This window comes from Hydrogenophaga sp. (assembly GCF_050250835.1).
Classification (GTDB): Bacteria; Pseudomonadota; Gammaproteobacteria; order Burkholderiales; family Burkholderiaceae_C; genus Hydrogenophaga.
Genome location: NZ_JBFWNX010000009.1, coordinates 24,822 through 41,421, shown reverse-complemented (window position 1 = coordinate 41,421; position 16,600 = coordinate 24,822). Strand labels below are relative to the sequence as shown.

General features: G+C 66.9%; 17 protein-coding genes. 8 read left to right on the top strand and 9 right to left on the bottom strand.

Features of this window, described 5'->3' with window-relative positions:
* Positions 1-206: 206 nt before the first annotated feature.
* Positions 207-1,565 carry a peptidoglycan DD-metalloendopeptidase family protein gene (locus AB7F11_RS12580; protein ID WP_428290286.1) on the bottom strand — a complete coding sequence of 453 codons (1,359 nt, stop codon included), beginning with the start codon at positions 1,563-1,565 and terminating at the stop codon, positions 207-209.
* Positions 1,566-1,772: 207 nt separating this feature from the next.
* Between AB7F11_RS12580 and tyrS the strand changes: the two genes are divergently transcribed.
* On the top strand, positions 1,773-3,035 hold the full coding sequence (tyrS, locus tag AB7F11_RS12575; protein ID WP_428290287.1) for a tyrosine--tRNA ligase: 1,263 nt from the start codon (positions 1,773-1,775) through the stop codon (positions 3,033-3,035).
* Positions 3,036-3,080: 45 nt separating this feature from the next.
* Here tyrS and AB7F11_RS12570 read toward each other — a convergent pair whose 3' ends face one another.
* From AB7F11_RS12570 to AB7F11_RS12555, 4 genes are all read right to left on the bottom strand, one after another.
* Positions 3,081-3,767 (bottom strand): ankyrin repeat domain-containing protein, encoded by a 687-nt coding sequence (locus AB7F11_RS12570; RefSeq protein WP_428300024.1) that lies wholly within the window; start codon positions 3,765-3,767, stop codon positions 3,081-3,083.
* Positions 3,767-4,261: a GlcG/HbpS family heme-binding protein gene (locus tag AB7F11_RS12565; protein WP_428291752.1), complete on the bottom strand. Its 495-nt coding sequence runs from the start codon at positions 4,259-4,261 to the stop codon at positions 3,767-3,769. Before AB7F11_RS12565 ends, AB7F11_RS12570 begins: the two co-directional genes overlap by 1 nt.
* 107 nt (positions 4,262-4,368) lie before the next feature.
* Complete coding sequence (locus AB7F11_RS12560) at positions 4,369-5,019, bottom strand: response regulator transcription factor (protein ID WP_428291753.1); 651 nt, start codon at positions 5,017-5,019, stop codon at positions 4,369-4,371.
* Complete coding sequence (locus AB7F11_RS12555; RefSeq protein ID WP_428291754.1) at positions 5,016-6,542, bottom strand: sensor histidine kinase; 1,527 nt, start codon at positions 6,540-6,542, stop codon at positions 5,016-5,018. Before AB7F11_RS12555 ends, AB7F11_RS12560 begins: the two co-directional genes overlap by 4 nt.
* Here AB7F11_RS12555 and AB7F11_RS12550 point away from each other — a divergent pair.
* Together AB7F11_RS12550 and dtd are read left to right on the top strand one after the other, a co-directional pair.
* Positions 6,532-7,470, top strand: coding sequence for a cation diffusion facilitator family transporter (locus AB7F11_RS12550; RefSeq protein ID WP_428300025.1), 939 nt, complete (start codon positions 6,532-6,534; stop codon positions 7,468-7,470). The genes AB7F11_RS12555 and AB7F11_RS12550 overlap by 11 nt on opposite strands.
* Positions 7,467-7,910: a D-aminoacyl-tRNA deacylase gene (gene dtd / locus AB7F11_RS12545; RefSeq protein ID WP_428291596.1), complete on the top strand. Its 444-nt coding sequence runs from the start codon at positions 7,467-7,469 to the stop codon at positions 7,908-7,910. The genes AB7F11_RS12550 and dtd overlap by 4 nt, the downstream gene beginning before the upstream one ends.
* Before the next feature lie 89 nt (positions 7,911-7,999).
* Here the strand turns inward: dtd and ybeY are convergent, their stop codons facing one another.
* From ybeY to AB7F11_RS12530, 3 genes are read right to left on the bottom strand one after another with little or no spacing between them, the layout of a single operon-like run.
* Positions 8,000-8,455 carry an rRNA maturation RNase YbeY gene (ybeY, locus tag AB7F11_RS12540; RefSeq protein WP_428291597.1) on the bottom strand — a complete coding sequence of 152 codons (456 nt, stop codon included), beginning with the start codon at positions 8,453-8,455 and terminating at the stop codon, positions 8,000-8,002.
* The gene (locus AB7F11_RS12535) at positions 8,455-8,856 is read right to left on the bottom strand and encodes an MliC family protein (protein WP_428291598.1); all 402 of its coding nucleotides are present in this window, start codon (positions 8,854-8,856) and stop codon (positions 8,455-8,457) included. Before AB7F11_RS12535 ends, ybeY begins: the two co-directional genes overlap by 1 nt.
* Before the next feature lie 14 nt (positions 8,857-8,870).
* Entirely contained in the window at positions 8,871-9,851 is a 981-nt protein-coding gene (locus AB7F11_RS12530) for a PhoH family protein (RefSeq protein ID WP_428291599.1), read from the bottom strand.
* Between the two features lie 28 nt (positions 9,852-9,879).
* On the opposite strand from AB7F11_RS12530, the gene ruvA reads away from it, so the two are divergent.
* Genes ruvA through AB7F11_RS12505 form a run of 5 tightly spaced genes read left to right on the top strand, consistent with a single transcriptional unit; the run spans position 9,880 to position 14,799 of the window.
* Positions 9,880-10,458, top strand: a complete 579-nt coding sequence (gene ruvA / locus AB7F11_RS12525) for a Holliday junction branch migration protein RuvA (RefSeq protein ID WP_428291600.1) — start codon at positions 9,880-9,882, stop codon at positions 10,456-10,458.
* A gap of 4 nt (positions 10,459-10,462) precedes the next feature.
* Positions 10,463-11,521: a Holliday junction branch migration DNA helicase RuvB gene (gene ruvB / locus AB7F11_RS12520; RefSeq protein WP_428291601.1), complete on the top strand. Its 1,059-nt coding sequence runs from the start codon at positions 10,463-10,465 to the stop codon at positions 11,519-11,521.
* Between the two features lie 13 nt (positions 11,522-11,534).
* Positions 11,535-12,827 (top strand): efflux RND transporter periplasmic adaptor subunit, encoded by a 1,293-nt coding sequence (locus tag AB7F11_RS12515; RefSeq protein WP_428291602.1) that lies wholly within the window; start codon positions 11,535-11,537, stop codon positions 12,825-12,827.
* 19 nt (positions 12,828-12,846) lie between these two features.
* Positions 12,847-14,073: an ABC transporter permease gene (locus tag AB7F11_RS12510; RefSeq protein ID WP_428291603.1), complete on the top strand. Its 1,227-nt coding sequence runs from the start codon at positions 12,847-12,849 to the stop codon at positions 14,071-14,073.
* A gap of 3 nt (positions 14,074-14,076) precedes the next feature.
* The gene (locus tag AB7F11_RS12505) at positions 14,077-14,799 is read left to right on the top strand and encodes an ABC transporter ATP-binding protein (RefSeq protein WP_428291604.1); all 723 of its coding nucleotides are present in this window, start codon (positions 14,077-14,079) and stop codon (positions 14,797-14,799) included.
* A 15-nt stretch (positions 14,800-14,814) separates the two neighbouring features.
* On the opposite strand, the gene AB7F11_RS12500 is transcribed toward AB7F11_RS12505, so the two are convergent.
* The gene (locus AB7F11_RS12500; RefSeq protein WP_428291605.1) at positions 14,815-16,542 is read right to left on the bottom strand and encodes a lysoplasmalogenase family protein; all 1,728 of its coding nucleotides are present in this window, start codon (positions 16,540-16,542) and stop codon (positions 14,815-14,817) included.
* Positions 16,543-16,600 lie beyond the last annotated feature (58 nt).

Here is a 16,600-nt window from a genome sequence, read left to right as displayed (position 1 = left end):
GCTTGGAGGGGGGACGATGCCTGTGGCCCGGCAAAGCCGGTTCCACGGCATCCCTGGACAACGTAGCCCATTCCGGAGAGCTGGGCGCTCATCGAGAGACAGCGAGGGTCCGGCTTTGCCGGCCCAAGCTGTCGTCCCCCCTCCAAGCGCCGCAGGCGCGTCAGAGAGGGGGGAAGCCGCGTCAGCGGCGCAGGGGGGTGCCCCTACTACTGAGCACTGGCCTGCTGCACGCTGGCAGCGGCGTCGAGCTGGAAGCGCTGCATCTGTGCCACGGCTTCGAAGCGCTGGCGCAGTTCGGCGGGCACCGGGATCGATTCGCTCTGGCGGGCGATTTCCAGCGGGTCGACGTGCACGCCGTTGTCGCGGAATTCGAGGTGCAGGTGCGGCCCGGTGGACGCGCCGGTGGAGCCCACGTTGCCAATGAATTCGCCCTGATTCACGCGCTGGCCGTTGCGTACGCCGATGCGACTCAGGTGGGCATAGACGGTCATCTGGTTGTTGCGGTGCCGCACGTAGATCACATTGCCGTAGCCGCGCTGCACCCCGGCGAACTCGACCACGCCATCACCAATGGTGCGCACTGGCGTTCCGGTGGGCGCCGCGTAGTCCACACCCATGTGCGCCTTGCGCGCGCCTGAAATGGGATGGAAACGCATGCCGTAGCCGCTGCTCACGCGCGAGAACTCCAGCGGGGATGACAGGTAGTAGCGCCGCGCACTCTGGCCGTTGAAGTCGTAGTAGCCGCCCGTGTGACCGGCTTCCCCGAACCACACGGCCTCGTGCTCGCGGCCGTTGTTGATGAACTCGGCACTGAGCACGCGGCCGGTGCGCAGGCTTTCGCCGTCGGCTTCCAGGCTTTCGTAGACCACGCTGAATCGATCGCCCTGGCGCAGGTCACGGCGGAAGTCGATGTTGCTGGCGAACATTTCGGCCAGTTGAATGGCGATGGTGTCGGGGATGCCGGCTTCGTCGGTGGCGGCAAACAGCGAACTGCGGATCACCCCGCTGGCCAGCCGGGGAGAGGCGGTGAGCGGGGCCTGTTCAAGCCGGGAACTGAAACCCGCAGGCGTCTGTTCGACGACCAGGCGCGTGAAGGCGCCTTCATCCGAGGCGAGCCAGCGCGCGGTCAGTCGCAGCAGCGTTTGGCGATCGGAGGTTTCGACGCTGACCAGGCGGCCTGCGCGGCCATTGATCAACTGGCGGGCAACCGGGTCGCTGCGCAGAAAGGCCTGAGCCTGGGTGTCGTTCACGCCGAGGCGCTGCAAGAGGCTCTGGGCGGTGTCGTCACGGCGCGTGGTTTCGCTGCGGAACAGCACCAGTGCGGGCGCGGACCCGGTGCCGGCCAGCTGGCCTTGAACCAGGGAGGACGTGTCGAGCGCTTCGATCACCTGGTGAACCGGCAGGTCGGATGCATCGGGGGCCAGCGGTGCGATGCCGAAGGCGGTGACGCCGGTGCCCAGCAGCAACACCCCGACGCCGCCCATGATGCGGCGGGGGTGCCTGGAGAGGCTCTGGCTCGTGGCATCAAGAAGCTGTGCCAGCGTGTGGAGTAGCGGACGGATCAAAATCGGGGTTCCCGGCAAGGGCTTGCCCACGGTCGGTGGAGCAATGGCACACAAAAAAAGAGCGGTCGAGTCGGAACAAGTTCACTCGATGGCTCGGCGGATGACGAGATGCCCTTGTTATCGTGCAAAAAGCGCGCCAACTAAAATCTGTCACCCTGGGCGCGCAGTATAGCCACCGCAGCCTCTTCCGCATTCGAGAAAACGCGTATGAACTCCACCGTGAACGAACCCGAAAGTATTCCGAACGAAACACACCCGGGGGGTGCGCTGACGGACGGCGTGAGGGAGGCGCTGAGCGTGACCTTGCGCGGGTGCGAAGAATTGCTACCTCAGGCCGACTGGGTCAAAAAATTGTCACAGTCGGAAACCACGGGCCAACCGTTGCGCATCAAGCTGGGGCTGGACCCCACCGCGCCAGACATTCACATCGGCCACACGGTGGTGCTCAACAAGATGCGCCAGTTGCAGGATCTGGGTCATCAGGTGATCTTCCTGATCGGTGACTTCACCAGCCTGATCGGCGACCCTTCTGGTCGCAACAACACGCGGCCGCCGCTGACGCCCGAGCAGATCAAGGCCAACGCCGAGACCTATTACAAGCAGGCCAGCCTGGTGCTGGACCCGGCGCGCACCGAGATTCGCTACAACAGCGAATGGAGTCTGCCGCTGGGTTCGATGGGCATGATCCAGCTGGCGGCCAAGTACACCGTGGCGCGCATGATGGAGCGCAACGATTTCCACGACCGCTTCAAGGCCGGCACGCCGATCAGCGTGCACGAGTTTCTGTACCCGCTGATGCAGGGCTACGACTCGGTGGCGCTCCGGAGCGATCTGGAACTGGGCGGCACGGACCAGAAGTTCAACCTGCTGATGGGGCGTCACCTGCAGGCCGAGTACGGTCAGGAGCCGCAGTGCATCCTGACCATGCCGCTGCTGGAGGGGCTGGACGGCGTGGACAAGATGTCCAAGAGCAAGAACAACTACATCGGCATCACGGAAGACGCGAACTCGATGTTTGCCAAGGTGCTCAGCATCTCGGACACGCTGATGTGGCGCTGGTACACGCTGTTGTCGTTCAAGTCGCTGGCGCACATCGAGTCGCTGAAGAAGGCGATTGCCGAAGGGGCGAACCCGAAGGATGCGAAGGTGGCGCTGGCCAAGGAGATCACCGCGCGTTTCCACAGCTCGGCGGCGGCCGATGCGGCGGAGCAGGATTTCATCAACCGATCCAAGGGGGGTGTGCCAGACGACATTCCCGAGGTGTCGTTGTCGGGCGCGCCGCTGGGCATTGCATCGTTGCTCAAGTCGGCGGGCCTTGCGCCTTCTTCCAGCGAGGCCAATCGCTTGATCGACGGTTCTGGCGTTCGCGTGGATGGCGCGGTGATCAGCGACAAAGGTTTGAAGCTGTCTGCCGGGACCTATGTGGTGCAGGTGGGGAAGCGGAAGTTCGCTCGGGTTTCATTGGGGTAGCCGGCTTTGCGGGGGGGTGGTTCTTCGATCTGCGGGCGAAGAAGCTCACCGTCCCCCGGCCTTTTCCAGCAGGATGGCCATGGCCGCGTAGCCTCTTGACTTCGCCAGGGTCAGCGGTGTCTGGCCCTGGCGGTCCGTCAATTGCAAATTGGCCCCGGCGTCGATCAAGGCTTTCAAGGTCGACTGATGCCGCGCCCCTCCATCACCCAGCACGATGGACTCGATCACCGCTGTCCAGTGCAGGTTGTTCACGTGGTCCAGCGGCGCACCCGCCGCGATGAGCTGGCGCACCACGCCGTCGTGGCCCAGGTGCGCCGCGGCAATGAGTGCGGTGCCGTCGTAACGGCTGGTGGTCTGCTTGGCGCTGGCGCCCAGTTGCAGCAGCACACGCAAGGTTTCCTCGTCGTCGGCCACCGAAGCGATGGTCACGCCGTCGTAACGGTCGTTCTCCAGGCGGTTGATGTCCGCGCCCGCCTTCACCAGGGCGCGGATCGCCTCGCGCTGTCGGGCGAAGGTCGCCACATGCAGCGGTGTGCGGCCATGGCCGTCGGTTGCGTTCACCGGCGCGCCACCGGCCACCAGTCGTGCGATCTTGGCGGCATCGCCGCTGTGAGCCGCCGCGTGCAGGCCGGTGTAGGCGGCCGCCTCGGCCTTGCTCGGTCCGACCTGGCTCCAGACTGGCACTGTGGCGACCAGGGCCATCCACCCTGTCAGGATGGCGCGACGCTGCATCATTTCAGTTGGTCCTTGAACTTGTCCAGCGCCGCCACGGCGCACTGCTCGTCCAGGTGGCCACCGGGCGCACCGCCCACGCCCACCGCGCCGATCACTTCGTTGCCCACCTTCACCGGCACACCGCCGCCCAGCAGCAGGTAGCCGGGGATGTTCACCAGGTTGGCGGCGGCGGGGTTTTTCTGCGCGGCCTCCATCATGGCCAGCGTGGTGTTCTTGGCCGAAGCGGAGGTGTAGGCCTTCAGGCGGCTGGCTTCGAGTGTGTGAGGGCCGGCGTTGTCGGCGCGCATGACGGCGCGCACGCCGCCGGCACGATCGACCACGGTGGCCGTCACGTTGTGGCCGGCGGCGCTGCAGGCGGCCACGGTGGCGCTGGCGATCTGGCCAGCGAGTTCGAGCGACATGTTCCTTTCCATGCGCACGCTCTGGGCGCTGGCCAGCGCGGCGGCGGTGAGGGAAAGAGCGAGGATGGACGCTTTGGCGAGGGCTTGCATGGGGGTGTTCTCCGGTGTTGTGCAACGGTTCGATCAACCGTGGGAGCACTGTAGAAATTCGCGCCCGCCGCCACCATTCGGACGGTTACGCGCCTACCTCCGTAGAACTACGCAGTGCTGCCGCCGTCGGCCGCGTCGTCGGCGTCCACCAGCGCGGCGTAGTGGCGGATGAGGTGCGCCAGCGACGCCACCTGCAGCTTGGCAAACAAGTTCGCGCGGTGTGTCTCCACCGTGCGCGGCGACAAGCCCAGGGCGCGGCCGATCTCCTTGTTGGTCAGTCCTTCGACGATCAGGCCCAGCACCTCGCGCTCTCGCTCGGAAAGCTGTGCATAGCGTTCGCGGGCTGTCCGGTCGGCCTGATGTCGCTGGCGCGAACGCACATGCTGGTGCACCGCGTTCTGCAGCGCCTCCAGCAGCGCCTCGTCGTTCACTGGCTTCTCCAGAAATTCCGCCGCACCCGATTTGAAGGCGCGCCGGCACATCTCCACTGTGCCGTGGCCGGTGAGCATGATCACCGGCTGGTCCACGCCCTGTGTCACCAGGGTGTCGAGCACAGCGAGGCCGCTGATGCCGGGCATGCGCACGTCGAGCACGATGGCCCCGATGCCCTCGCGGTCGAAGTCGGCCAGGAACTTCAGAGGGTCGCTCCAGGCTTGCACGCGCAGGCCCACGGTGCCGATGAGCAGGGCCAGGCTTTCGCGCACCGCCTGGTCGTCGTCGATCAGGTGCACCGTGGGCGAGAGGGTGTCGGTGCTCATGCCGCGGTGCCCGGGGCTGTGGGCAGTTGCAGGTGGAACACCGCGCCACCGCCCGGTGCGTTGGCCGCCATGATCGTGCCCCCCATGCCCTGGGCGAGCGATTCGCACAGGCTCAGGCCGAGGCCCAGGCCACCGTTGCGGGTGGAAAAGAAGGGCTCAAACAGGCGAGGCAACACGTCTGGGGCAATACCGGGGCCGCTGTCGGTCACCGCGAAATCGGCCTTGCCATCCAGCGCATGCAGTGTCAACGTGAGGCGTCGCGCCCCTGCGTCCACCAGTTCCAGCGCCTGCAGCGCATTGAGCATCAGGTTGTGCACGATCTGGTCGAGCGCCACCGGATCGGCCTGCACCATCAGGCTCTGCGGCCCTTCCAGCAGCGGCGCAACCCCACGTCGTCGGCATTCAGGCTCCAGCAGATAGAGCGCGTGCCGGACCGCTTCGGCCAGGTCCACCACCTGTTGCCGGCCGGCGGTGTCGGGGCGCTCCACCGCGCGGCGCAGGCGGCCCACCACGTCGGCGGCACGCCGTGCCTGTTCGGCCGCCTGGGCCATGGCGCCGCGCGCCGTGTCGATGGCGGGCGGGTCGTCGTTGAGCAGTCGCTGGGCCGCCTGCGCGTTGGCCAGCACGGCCGTGAGTGGCTGGTTGAGCTCGTGCGCCATGCCGGCGGCCAGTTCGCCCAGCGTGTTCAGGCGCCCCACCTGGCCGAGCCGCAGCAGTTCTTCGGCGCGGCGGCGTTCGTTGCGCTGGCGTTGCAGATGCCGCAAGGCTGCCAGCAGCACCGCGACGGTCAACACCCAGGCCAGCATGCGGCCCCAAGGCAATTGTCCCCAGCCCACTTCGCGCACCGCGACCACGTCGAACGGCTGGCTCTCGGCGGCCACCACCTTGTGGAACTCGAAGCGCCAGCCCGGGCCACCCGCTGCCGAGAGGGCGCCGGGTTGAATGACGTGTTCACTGCCCGCGTGCACCAGCGACACCCGCACCGGGCTGCTCTCGCGCTGCATTGGCCATTCGGTCCACGGCACCATGGCGCGAAGGTCGATGGTGACCGCGTAGCTGGTGGGCGTGGCTGCCAGCACCATGCGGTAGCGGCCGCTGCTCAGGTCCGGCAAGGCCAGGGTGGCACGACGGGCCTGGCGCGATGCCGTTTCGGCCTCGGCCAGCGCGGCGTCGCGCCAGTCCTGGCCCGCATCGCGCCGCTGCACGGCCAGAATCTGAGGATAGAGTGCGGGCAGGCGCTGCTCGGGCGGTGAGTTGGCGGTGCCCACGCCTGCGGGCTGCAACAGGGCCAGCGTGGCCAGGATGGCGTCGTGCTGCACCACCTGCTGGCTGAGGAGGCGGTGCACGATGCGCGCATCGGTCTCGAACATCGCGTGCTGCTCGGCCAGCGAGCGCTGGGCCAGCCACACCGCACCCCCCAGGGCGATCGCCACCCCGGCGGGCATCCACCACTTGAGCGATTGCCAGGACTGCCGCATGCGGGCGATTCTGGCACGCCGGCCTACCGGCACAATGTGGTGCATGACACCTGCCGAGTCCCGCCTGCTGACCCCGCAGCGTCTGCTGATGGCGTCCATTGCCGTGGCGGTGGTCACCATCGCGCTCAAGACGCTGGCCTGGGTCGTCACCGACTCGGTGGGCCTGCTGTCCGATGCCATGGAGTCGCTGGTGAACCTGGCCAGCGCGGTGTTTGGACTGGTGATGGTGACGATCGCGACACGCCCGGCCGACGAGGAGCACCCGTATGGTCACCACAAGGCCGAGTATTTTTCGTCGGGCTTCGAGGGCATCCTCATCATTGCGGCCGCGCTCGGCATCATCTGGGCCGCCGGACACCGCCTGTTCGATCCCCGGCCGATCGAGCAGGTGGGGTGGGGGCTCGCTCTTTCTGTGTTGAGCTCGGCGCTCAACGGGCTGCTGGCCTGGGTGATGTTCCGCGCTGCCAAAGAACATCGGTCCATTGCGCTGGAGGCCGATGCCAGACACCTGGTCACCGACGTCTGGACATCGGCCGGCGTGGTGCTGGGCATTGCGCTGGTGCATTTCAGCGGCTGGCTCTGGCTCGATCCGGTGGTGGCCATGGCCGTGGCGGCCAACATCCTCAAGGAAGGCTTTCACCTCATGTGGCGCTCTTCTCAAGGTCTGATGGACGAGGCCGTGGAGCCCGAGGTGATGGCGGCCATTCAGCAGACGCTGGCCGGGTTCGCCTCCGGCGAGGGCGAAGCGGCCATCATCCGCTTTGATCACCTGAGCACGCGCAAGGCCGGGCAACGCCGCTTTCTGGACCTGCACATGCACATGCCCGCCTACTGGTCGCTCGGGCGGGCTGCTGCCGTGCGCACGAGTGTGGAGCAGGCGCTGATGAGCGCGGTGCCGGGCCTGCGTGCCACCATTCAGTTGCTGCCCAGCGATGTGGAAGCGCATTTCGACGATGAAAAGGACCTGATTTGATCTCGCTGCTGCAACGGGTGAGCGAGGCCCGCGTGGACATTGATGGTGAGACGGTGGGCGCCGTCGGTCCTGGATTGCTGTTGCTGCTGTGCGCCGAGCCGGACGACACCGAAGGCGTGGGCGAGAGACTGCTGGCCAAAGTGCTGAAGCTGCGGATCTTCAGCGACGAGGCCGGCAAGATGAACCGCAGCCTTCAGGACGTGGCTGGCGGTTTGTTGATCGTCAGCCAGTTCACCCTGGCGGCCGACACAAAGAGCGGCAACCGGCCGGGCTTCACTGGCGCTGCGCCGCCTGAGCTGGGGGAGGCGCTCTACGAGGCATTTGTGAGATCCGCGCGCGCGGCGCACCCGGTGGTTCAGACCGGACGTTTTGGCGCCGACATGAAGGTGCACCTGGTCAACGATGGACCGGTGACGATCCCGCTGCGGATCACCGCCTGACGCCGCATACCGTTCGGACCGGGTCTGTCGAAGCCTTCGCCCACCCGCACGCGTGAGCCTTTCGACAGGTTCAGGGCGAACGGTCGCGGTCAGGCGTAAGGGTTCGGTTGGCCCAAGCCAGCCAGGATCCCGGTTTCCCGAGCTTCCATTTCCTCGGCATCCACTTCGCTGGTTTCGTGATCCCAGCCCTGGGCGTGCAGCGTGCCGTGAACCAGCAGGTGCGCGTAGTGCTGCGCCAGCGACTTCTTCAGTTCTGCGGCCTCGCGGGCCACCACCGGCGCGCACAGCACCAGGTCGGCCGTCACGATGGGCTCGGTGGTGTAGTCGAAGGTCAGCACGTTGGTGGCGTAGTCCCGGCCGCGGTAGTCGCGGTTCAGCGCCTGGCCTTCCTCGGCATCGACCACGCGCACGGTGATCTCGGCGTCGGTTTCGAGTGCGTGGCGGATGCAGCGCGTCACCCAGTGGCGTGGCAGCGCCGCGCGGTGCGTGGCTGCATCGGCGAGATCACCAAACTGCAGCGAGAGCGAGAGCGTGGGCAAGGCCATCAGCGCTTCCTGGCGGGCTGGGCGAAACAGTTGGCCAGCAAGGTCTTCTCCTGCGCGGTGTGATCGGCAGCCAGGAAACTGAGCTCGCCTTTCATGCCTTGCGTGTACCAGCGCAGGCTGTACTGCTCGTCCAGCGCGATGAAGCGCACGCCGGTGGTGGCACGGCGGCCTTGCAGCATCACGGTGCGTCCCTGGTGGTGCAGCGCCGCGAAGGCGTTGCCGTTGCCCAGGTTGAGGTAGACCAGCTCGATTTCCGCGCCGCCGTCGCAGCGGTATTGCACGGTCTGGCTGCTGAACATCAGGGGCGGTGGGCTTGCCGGCGGTGGGCTGGTCTCCTGGGCAGACGCGCTGCCGACCATGAACAGACCCAGAAGAAGGCATGAAAGGCGGGTGTTTCGCATGGGGTGGATGTTTCTCAAGAGGCGCTGCGCCGGGCACGTTTGACCACGGGCGCATCTTCTGTCGCCGGCGAGCGCGCTTCGTAGGCGTCGACGATGCGCGCCACCAGAGGGTGGCGCACCACGTCGGCGCTGGAGAGGCGGGTGATGGCGATGCCTTGCACGCGCTTCAACACGCGTTCGGCGTCGATCAGGCCGCTGAGCTGCGTGCGCGGCAGGTCGATCTGGCTCACATCGCCCGTGACCACGGCCTTGCTGCCGAAGCCGATGCGGGTGAGGAACATCTTCATCTGCTCGGCGGTGGTGTTCTGGGCTTCGTCCAGGATCACGAAGGCGTGGTTGAGCGTGCGCCCGCGCATGAAGGCCAGCGGCGCGATCTCGATCTGCTGGCGCTCGAAGGCTTTCTGCACCTTGTCCGCACCCATCAGGTCGTAGAGCGCGTCGTACAGCGGGCGCAAGTACGGATCCACCTTCTGGCCCAGGTCGCCGGGCAGGAAACCCAGTTTCTCGCCGGCCTCCACGGCCGGGCGGGTGAGCACGATGCGCTGCACCGCGCTGCGCTCCAGCGCGTCCACCGCACAGGCCACGGCGAGGTAGGTTTTGCCGGTGCCGGCCGGACCGATGCCAAAGGTGATGTCGTGCGTGGCCATGTTTTCCAGGTAGCGCGCCTGGTTCGGTGTGCGTCCACGCACCTCGCCGCGCCGCGTCTGCATGGCCAGGGCGCCATCGCCAGGATCGGCCAGGGCGGTGTCACCGCTGAGCATGAGCTGAACCTGCTCGGCCGGAATCGGCTTCTTCGCCATTTCGTAGAGCGCCTGCAGTGTCTCCAGCGCCTGGGTGGCCCTGGCCTTGGGGCCTTCGATGCGGAACTGCTCGAAGCGGTGCGCCACCTTCACCTGCAACGCCGCCTCGATGCTGCGGATGTGGCTGTCCATGGGGCCGCACAGGTGCGCCATGCGCGTGTTGTCGGGCGGGGAGAAGGTGTGTCTGAGAATCAAGCCGATAATTCCTCAAAAGGATGTTCCGATGATAGGCAAGTTGACCGGTACGCTGCTGGAGAAAAACCCGCCCCAGATCCTGCTGGACTGCCATGGCGTGGGCTACGAGGTGGACGTGCCCATGAGCACCTTCTACAACCTGCCTGGCACAGGCGAAAAAGTGGCCCTGCTCACGCACTTCGTGGTGCGTGAGGACGCCCAGATTCTCTACGGCTTCGGCACCGCGCCCGAGCGCGAGGCCTTTCGCCAGCTCATCAGGATCAGCGGCGTGGGTCCGCGCACGGCACTTTCCGTGCTCTCGGGCATGAGCGTGGCCGACCTGTCGCAAGCCATCAGCGCGCAGGACAGCGGCCGCATCATCAAGGTGCCCGGCATCGGCAAGAAGACCGCCGAGCGCCTGCTGCTCGAGCTCAAGGGCAAGCTGGGTGCCGATCTGAGCCTGCCAGGCAGCGGACCGGCGCAGAGCGACGTGCAGAGCGACATCCAGCAGGCACTGATGGCGCTGGGCTACAGCGACAAGGACGCCGCCACTGCACTCAAGGCGCTGCCCAGGGACGTGGGCGTGAGCGAAGGCATCAAGCTGGCGTTGAAGGCTCTGGCGAAGTGACACGATGACCATCCAGACCGACGACTTCGCTCCCGCGCCACGCGTGGTGTCTGCCGCGCCCGCTTCGCCGAAGGAAGAGGCCATCGAGCGCGCGCTGCGCCCCAAGCTGCTCGACGAATACGTGGGCCAGCTCAAGGTGCGCGAGCAACTCGAAATCTTCATCGGTGCGGCGAAGAAGCGCAGCGAGGCGCTGGACCACGTGCTGCTGTTCGGCCCGCCGGGCCTGGGCAAGACCACGCTCTCGCACATCATTGCGCAGGAGCTCGGCGTGAACCTGCGTCAGACCAGCGGGCCAGTGCTGGAGAAACCCAAGGACCTGGCCGCACTGCTGACCAATCTCGAAGCCAACGACGTGCTCTTCATCGACGAGATTCACCGGCTCAGCCCGGTCGTCGAAGAAATCCTTTACCCCGCGCTGGAGGACTACCAGATCGACATCATGATCGGCGAAGGGCCGGCAGCGCGCAGCATCAAGCTGGATTTGCAACCCTTTACGCTGGTGGGCGCCACCACCCGCGCCGGCATGCTCACCAACCCGCTTCGCGATCGTTTCGGCATCGTGGCGCGGCTGGAGTTCTACACATCGGAAGAACTCGCTCGCATTGTCAGGCGCAGCGCCGGCTTGCTGAATGCACCCATGGAGGAAGAGGGCGGTTTCGAGATCGCGCGCCGCTCACGCGGAACGCCGCGCATTGCCAACCGCCTGTTGCGGCGTGTGCGCGACTACGCCGATGTGAAAGGCAGCGGCACCATCACCAAAGAAATTGCTAACCTCGCGCTGGCCATGCTCGACGTGGACCCGCAGGGCTTCGACCTGATGGACCGCAAGTTGCTTGAGGCGGTGATTCACCGCTTTGATGGCGGTCCGGTGGGGCTGGACAACATCGCCGCCAGCATCGGCGAAGAGCGCGACACCATTGAGGACGTGATCGAGCCTTACCTGATCCAGCAGGGCTTTCTGCAGCGAACGCCACGCGGTCGCATCGCCACACTGGCGGCGTATCGGCACCTGGGGGTGGCGCCGCCCTCTGCCGACGGCGAGCTGTTCCAGCCCGGCGCCTGACGCCGTTTCACCCATGACCCTGTCTTCCGCTCAACGCCGCTGGGGATGGGGTGCGGCAGGGGCGCTGCTGGTGATCGCTTTGTGGGCTGGCTGGCTCTGGCGCCATCCCAGGGTGGAAGGGGTGGAGCTGCAGTCGGCGCCTTTGGTGCGCAGCCTGCAGTTTTCGGCCCGCGTGGCCACCTTGTCGCGGGTGGAGATTGGCAGCACCATCACGGGCCGGGTGGGTGAGGTGCTGGTCGAAGAGGGCGCACGCGTTCGGCGAGGCGACGTGTTGTTGCGTCTGGAGTCCGATGAGCTCGCTGCCGCACTCACGCAGGCGGTGGCGGCCGAGCGCCAGGCCGCCGCCCGGCTCTCGGGCTTGCGCAGCACCGGGCGCGCGGCGGCTCAGGCCGCGCTGGCCCAGACCGATGCCACCGTGCGTGCTGCCCGAGCCGAACTCATCCGCACGGAACAGCTGGTGGCACAAGGTTTCCTGAGCGCCTCGCGTCTGGATGAAGTCCGTCGCAGCCTGGAGGTCGCCCAGGCCCAGCAGGCCAGTGCGCGGGCCCAGGTGCGGGCCAATGAAGAGGCCGGGACGGATCTCGTGCAGGCTCAGGCCCAGCTGGCCGTGGCGCAGGCCACCAGCCAGGCGGCCCAGGCCCGACTGGCGCAAGCCACGCTGCTGGCGCCAGCCGATGCGCAAGTTTTGCAGAGGGAGGTCGAGCCCGGCCAGATCGTGCAGCCCGGCAAAGCTCTGCTGAGACTGGCGCTGGCCGGACCCACGCAGATCAGCGCGCAGGTGGACGAACGTTTCCTGGATCAACTTCAGGCCGGACAAATTGCGCGGGTGGTGGCCGACGCGTTTTCCGGGCAGCCGCTGGCAGCGCGTGTGCTGTCGATTGCTCCCTCGGTCGACGCGCAGCGTGGCGCCATAGAAGTCAAGCTCTCGCTGGATGCGCCTGCACCGGCTTTTTTGCGCGAGGACATGACGGTGTCGGTCGAGGTGGAAACGGCGCGGCGCGAGCGGGCGCTGGTCCTGCCCTTGGCCGCATTGCGCACCGCGCCGCCCGACGGCACCGCCACCGTATTGGTGGATGAGGCGGGCCATGCCCGAAGGCGCGCCGTGAAGCTTGGCCTGCGCACCCTCGACGCCGCGGAGGTGGTCGAGGGCCTGGCCGAAGGCGATGTCGTGCTGGTGGACGACCATGCGCAGGCCGGTGACCGGGTGCGCGTGCGCCTTGTGCCCTGGCAGCCGGGCCAGCGAATGGCGTCGGGTGCCGCATCTCCCGACGCCGGTGCCGCGCTGACCAATGCCATGGGACGTTGAGCGAAGTGGAGCCACGCACATGAGCACCTGGCTGGGATTCGAGCGGCGGGTTGCGATGCGCTTTCTGCGCGAGGGGCGCATGCAGACCGTGCTGATCATCGTGGGCGTGGCCGCCGGTGTGGCGGTGATCGCCTACATTTCGGCGCTGATCAGTGGCCTGCAGACCAACACCCTCAACAAGACGCTGGGCGCACAGGCCCACATCACCCTGAGTGCGCCCGACGACGTGGTGGCACCGCCCGCCGACAGGCCCCCCGGGACGACCACGTTGACGGAGGCCCAGCCGCGAGCACAGCGTTTGCGATCGGTGGCCAACTGGCAGGCGCTGGTGCCGCAGCTGGAGCGGCTGCCCGGCATCGCAGCGGTGTCCCCCATGGTGGCTGGCGGAGCGTTGGCGCTGCGCGGCGAAGCCACGCAGTCGATCTCGCTGTTCGGGGTCGAGCTGGACCGGTACGACCGCATCGTCGGGCTGCGCAGCAAGGTGGTGAGTGGCACGGCACGCCTGGCGCCTGGCGAGGCGGTTGTGGGGCGCGATCTGGCCGCCGACCTGGGCGTGCGCGTGGGTGATCGCCTGACGGTGCAGTCCGCCGCGCTGAGCGAATCGGTGCGCGTGACCGCGCTGGTCGATTTTGGTGTGAAGGAGCTCAACCGGCGCACCGTGATCCTGCCACTGCGAGGTGCACAGAACCTGCTTGGCCTGCCCGGTGGTGCCACCAACATCGACATCACGGTAAAGGACGTTTGGGCGGCGCAGGGACTGGCCGACAAGCTGCGACGGCAACTGCCTTACCAGCTGGAAAGCTGGCAGGAAAGCAACGCACAACTGGTGTCGGCCCTCAACGCCCAATCGGTGAGCACCAGTCTCATCCGGGGCGTGGTGCTGGTGGTGGTCGTGCTGGGCATCGCCAGCGTGCTGGTGGTGTCGGTGGTGCAGAAGCGGCGGGAGATCGGCATTCTGCGCGCCATGGGCGCCACCCGAGCCCAGGTCCTGCGGGTGTTCCTGGTGCAGGGTGCGGTCGTGGGCGCGGTCGGCTCGGTGCTCGGCGTTGCGCTGGCCGTGTTGATGATCTGGGTTTTCACCACCTTCGTGCGTGGCTCCGACGGGCTGCCGCTGTTTTCCATCGCACTGCCACCTTTGCTGGCACTGCAAGTGGCCGTGCTGGCCACGGTGTGCGGCGTGCTGGCGGCCATTGCGCCGGCCCGGCGCGCGGCGGCGATGGACCCAGGCCAGGCCATTCGCATGTAAGCCATGTCCGCAACCATCGACCCGGCGCCCCTGATCGAACTCAGCGAGGTGCGCAAGACCTACAACCCCGGCCTGCCGAGCGAAGCCGAGGTATTGCACGGCTTGAACCTGCGCCTGATGCCGGGCGAATTCATCGCGCTCATCGGCCCTTCTGGCTCAGGCAAGAGCACCTTGCTCAGCATCATCGGGCTGCTTGAACGCATGAGTTCGGGCACCTACCGCTTCCAGGGTGAAGAAGTGCAGGGACTCGACGACAACGGCCTGACCATGCGCCGTCGCAACCTGCTGGGCTTCGTGTTCCAGTTCCACCACCTGTTGCCAGCCTTCACCGCGCTGGAGAACGTGACCATGCCCGCGCTCATGGCCGAAGGTCGGGTGAGTGCCGCCCAGTTGGCCAGAGCGCGCGAGTTGCTGGATGCAGTGGGCCTGGCCCATGCCATGGACAAGCGGCCATCGCAGCTCTCAGGCGGTATGCAGCAGCGCGTGGCGATCGCGCGCGCGCTGGTGATGGAGCCGCCGCTGGTGCTGGCCGACGAGCCCACCGGCAACCTCGACACTGCGTCCTCTGACGAGGTGTTCGTTCAGTTGCGGCGCATGCACGCCGAACGCGGGGTGTCCTTCGTTGTGGTCACGCACGACCCGCGGCTGGCGGCGCGCTGCGACCGCCTGGTGGAGCTGGTGGACGGACGCATTTCGCGCGACGAAGCCACGCCCCTGGCCCGCTGAGCGGGCGTCCGTGCGTCAGTGCTTGCCTGGAACAGACTCGGATCGCAACATGTTTCGCACGATCAGGACCTGTGCCACGTAGTAGGTGCTCAACACCCACACCTGTGACATCGGCAGCGGTGAGACGAATCTGTTGATCGCCAGCAAGGTGTCGCTGAGCATGAAAAAACCCGCGCCCACGGCCACCCCGATCGCTGCAGGGCTTCGAAGCACAGAGGCGCGGCCGATGGCCTGTGCGGCCATCAGCGCGATCACCAGCACATACGCCGCCACAGGCGCCCCCAGCGTGGTCGGCAGACCGCCCTGCCAGAGAAAGACGAACATGGCCAGGCCAAAGCCCAGCGTGGCCACCAGCGCGCGTCGGCTCGGGAACCACGGCACCTCCTGGCGAAACAGGGCGATGTAGATCAGATGCGCCAGCAGGAAGGACACAAGTCCGGGAATGAAGTAGCCCGGGAACATCAGGAATGTGTCACCAGCCAGGCACAGCGTCAGCGCGCCCAGCAGCAAACCGCTGGCCCGCTTCAGGCCGCCCGCGCCGCGTGCATGGCCCAGCACCACCGCCATCGCCACCAGCATGGCCAGGGGCTTGAACACGCGGTGCAGCTCCACCCAGCCCAGCGCTGCGCACGCCATCGACATCGCGCTGCATTCGATCAGCAGTGCCTCGCCCATCCCGATGCGCCCCTGCATCACCGCGCCAATGGCCCACAGCGCCACCAGCAGGACAGCGAACACCACCGCGCTGCGCGCCAGGGGCCAGCCGTCGGAAAACCAAAGGAAACCAGCCACGCCGCCGAGCAACAGGGCGAACTGCACCGCCGAAAACACCTGCACGCCGCGTGTCATGGGGGGTGCGTATCGCTGCACGGCAGCCAGGTCAAAATTGGGCGAAGGGAAACGCGCCGCCACATCGGCAGGCCGCCAGCCCGGTGGCTTGAACCACACGCGCACCTTGTCCGCCCAGCGTTGCGCGTGCCACGAGTCCTTGAGCAAGCCCCAGTACACCTCGGCGTTGGCCCACACAGGGTCCCAGCTGTTCAGTGGCTTGCGGGTGCCGTACACGCACCTTTCGTCTTCTTCCTTGAAGCTGCCGAAGAGGCGGTCCCAGACGATGAGGATGCCGCCGTAGTTGCGGTCGAGGTAGTGGTCGTTCACGGCATGGTGGACGCGGTGGTTGGATGGACTGCAGAACCAGCGGTCGAACCAGCCGAGCTTGCCGACCTGCTCGGTGTGCACCCAGAACTGGTAGAGCAGGTCGATGAGGGCGACCACGCCAAACACCAGCGGCGGCACGCCCGCCACGGCCATCGGCAGGTAGAACACCCAGCCCAGCAGCGCACCTGAACTGGTCTGGCGCAGCGCGGTGGACAGGTTGTAGTCCTGGCTCTGGTGGTGCACCACGTGCGCGGCCCAGAATAGCGCAGTCTCGTGCCCGGCGCGGTGCAGCCAGTAGTAGCAGAAATCGTAGAAGACCAGCGCCAGCAGCCAGCCGGTCCAGGAGGTCCAGAACGCGTGATCGGGCCAGAGGGCCACCGTGGAATAGACGGCGGTGTAGAGGCCCACGCGCAGCAGCCGCGTGAACACCGCGCTGATCTGGCTGAGCATGCCCAGGCCGATGCTGGAGATGGCGTCATCGAGCCGGTAGGTGTTGCGCCGGCGCTTGAGGCCGATGGCGTACTCCAGCGCGATGAGGGCAAAGAAGACCGGCGTGGCCAGCACGATGATCTGGCTGGGGCTCATGAGACGCTGGTTGGGCAGAGGTCGGGCATGCGCGCATTGTGGCCAGGTTCACCGCTGC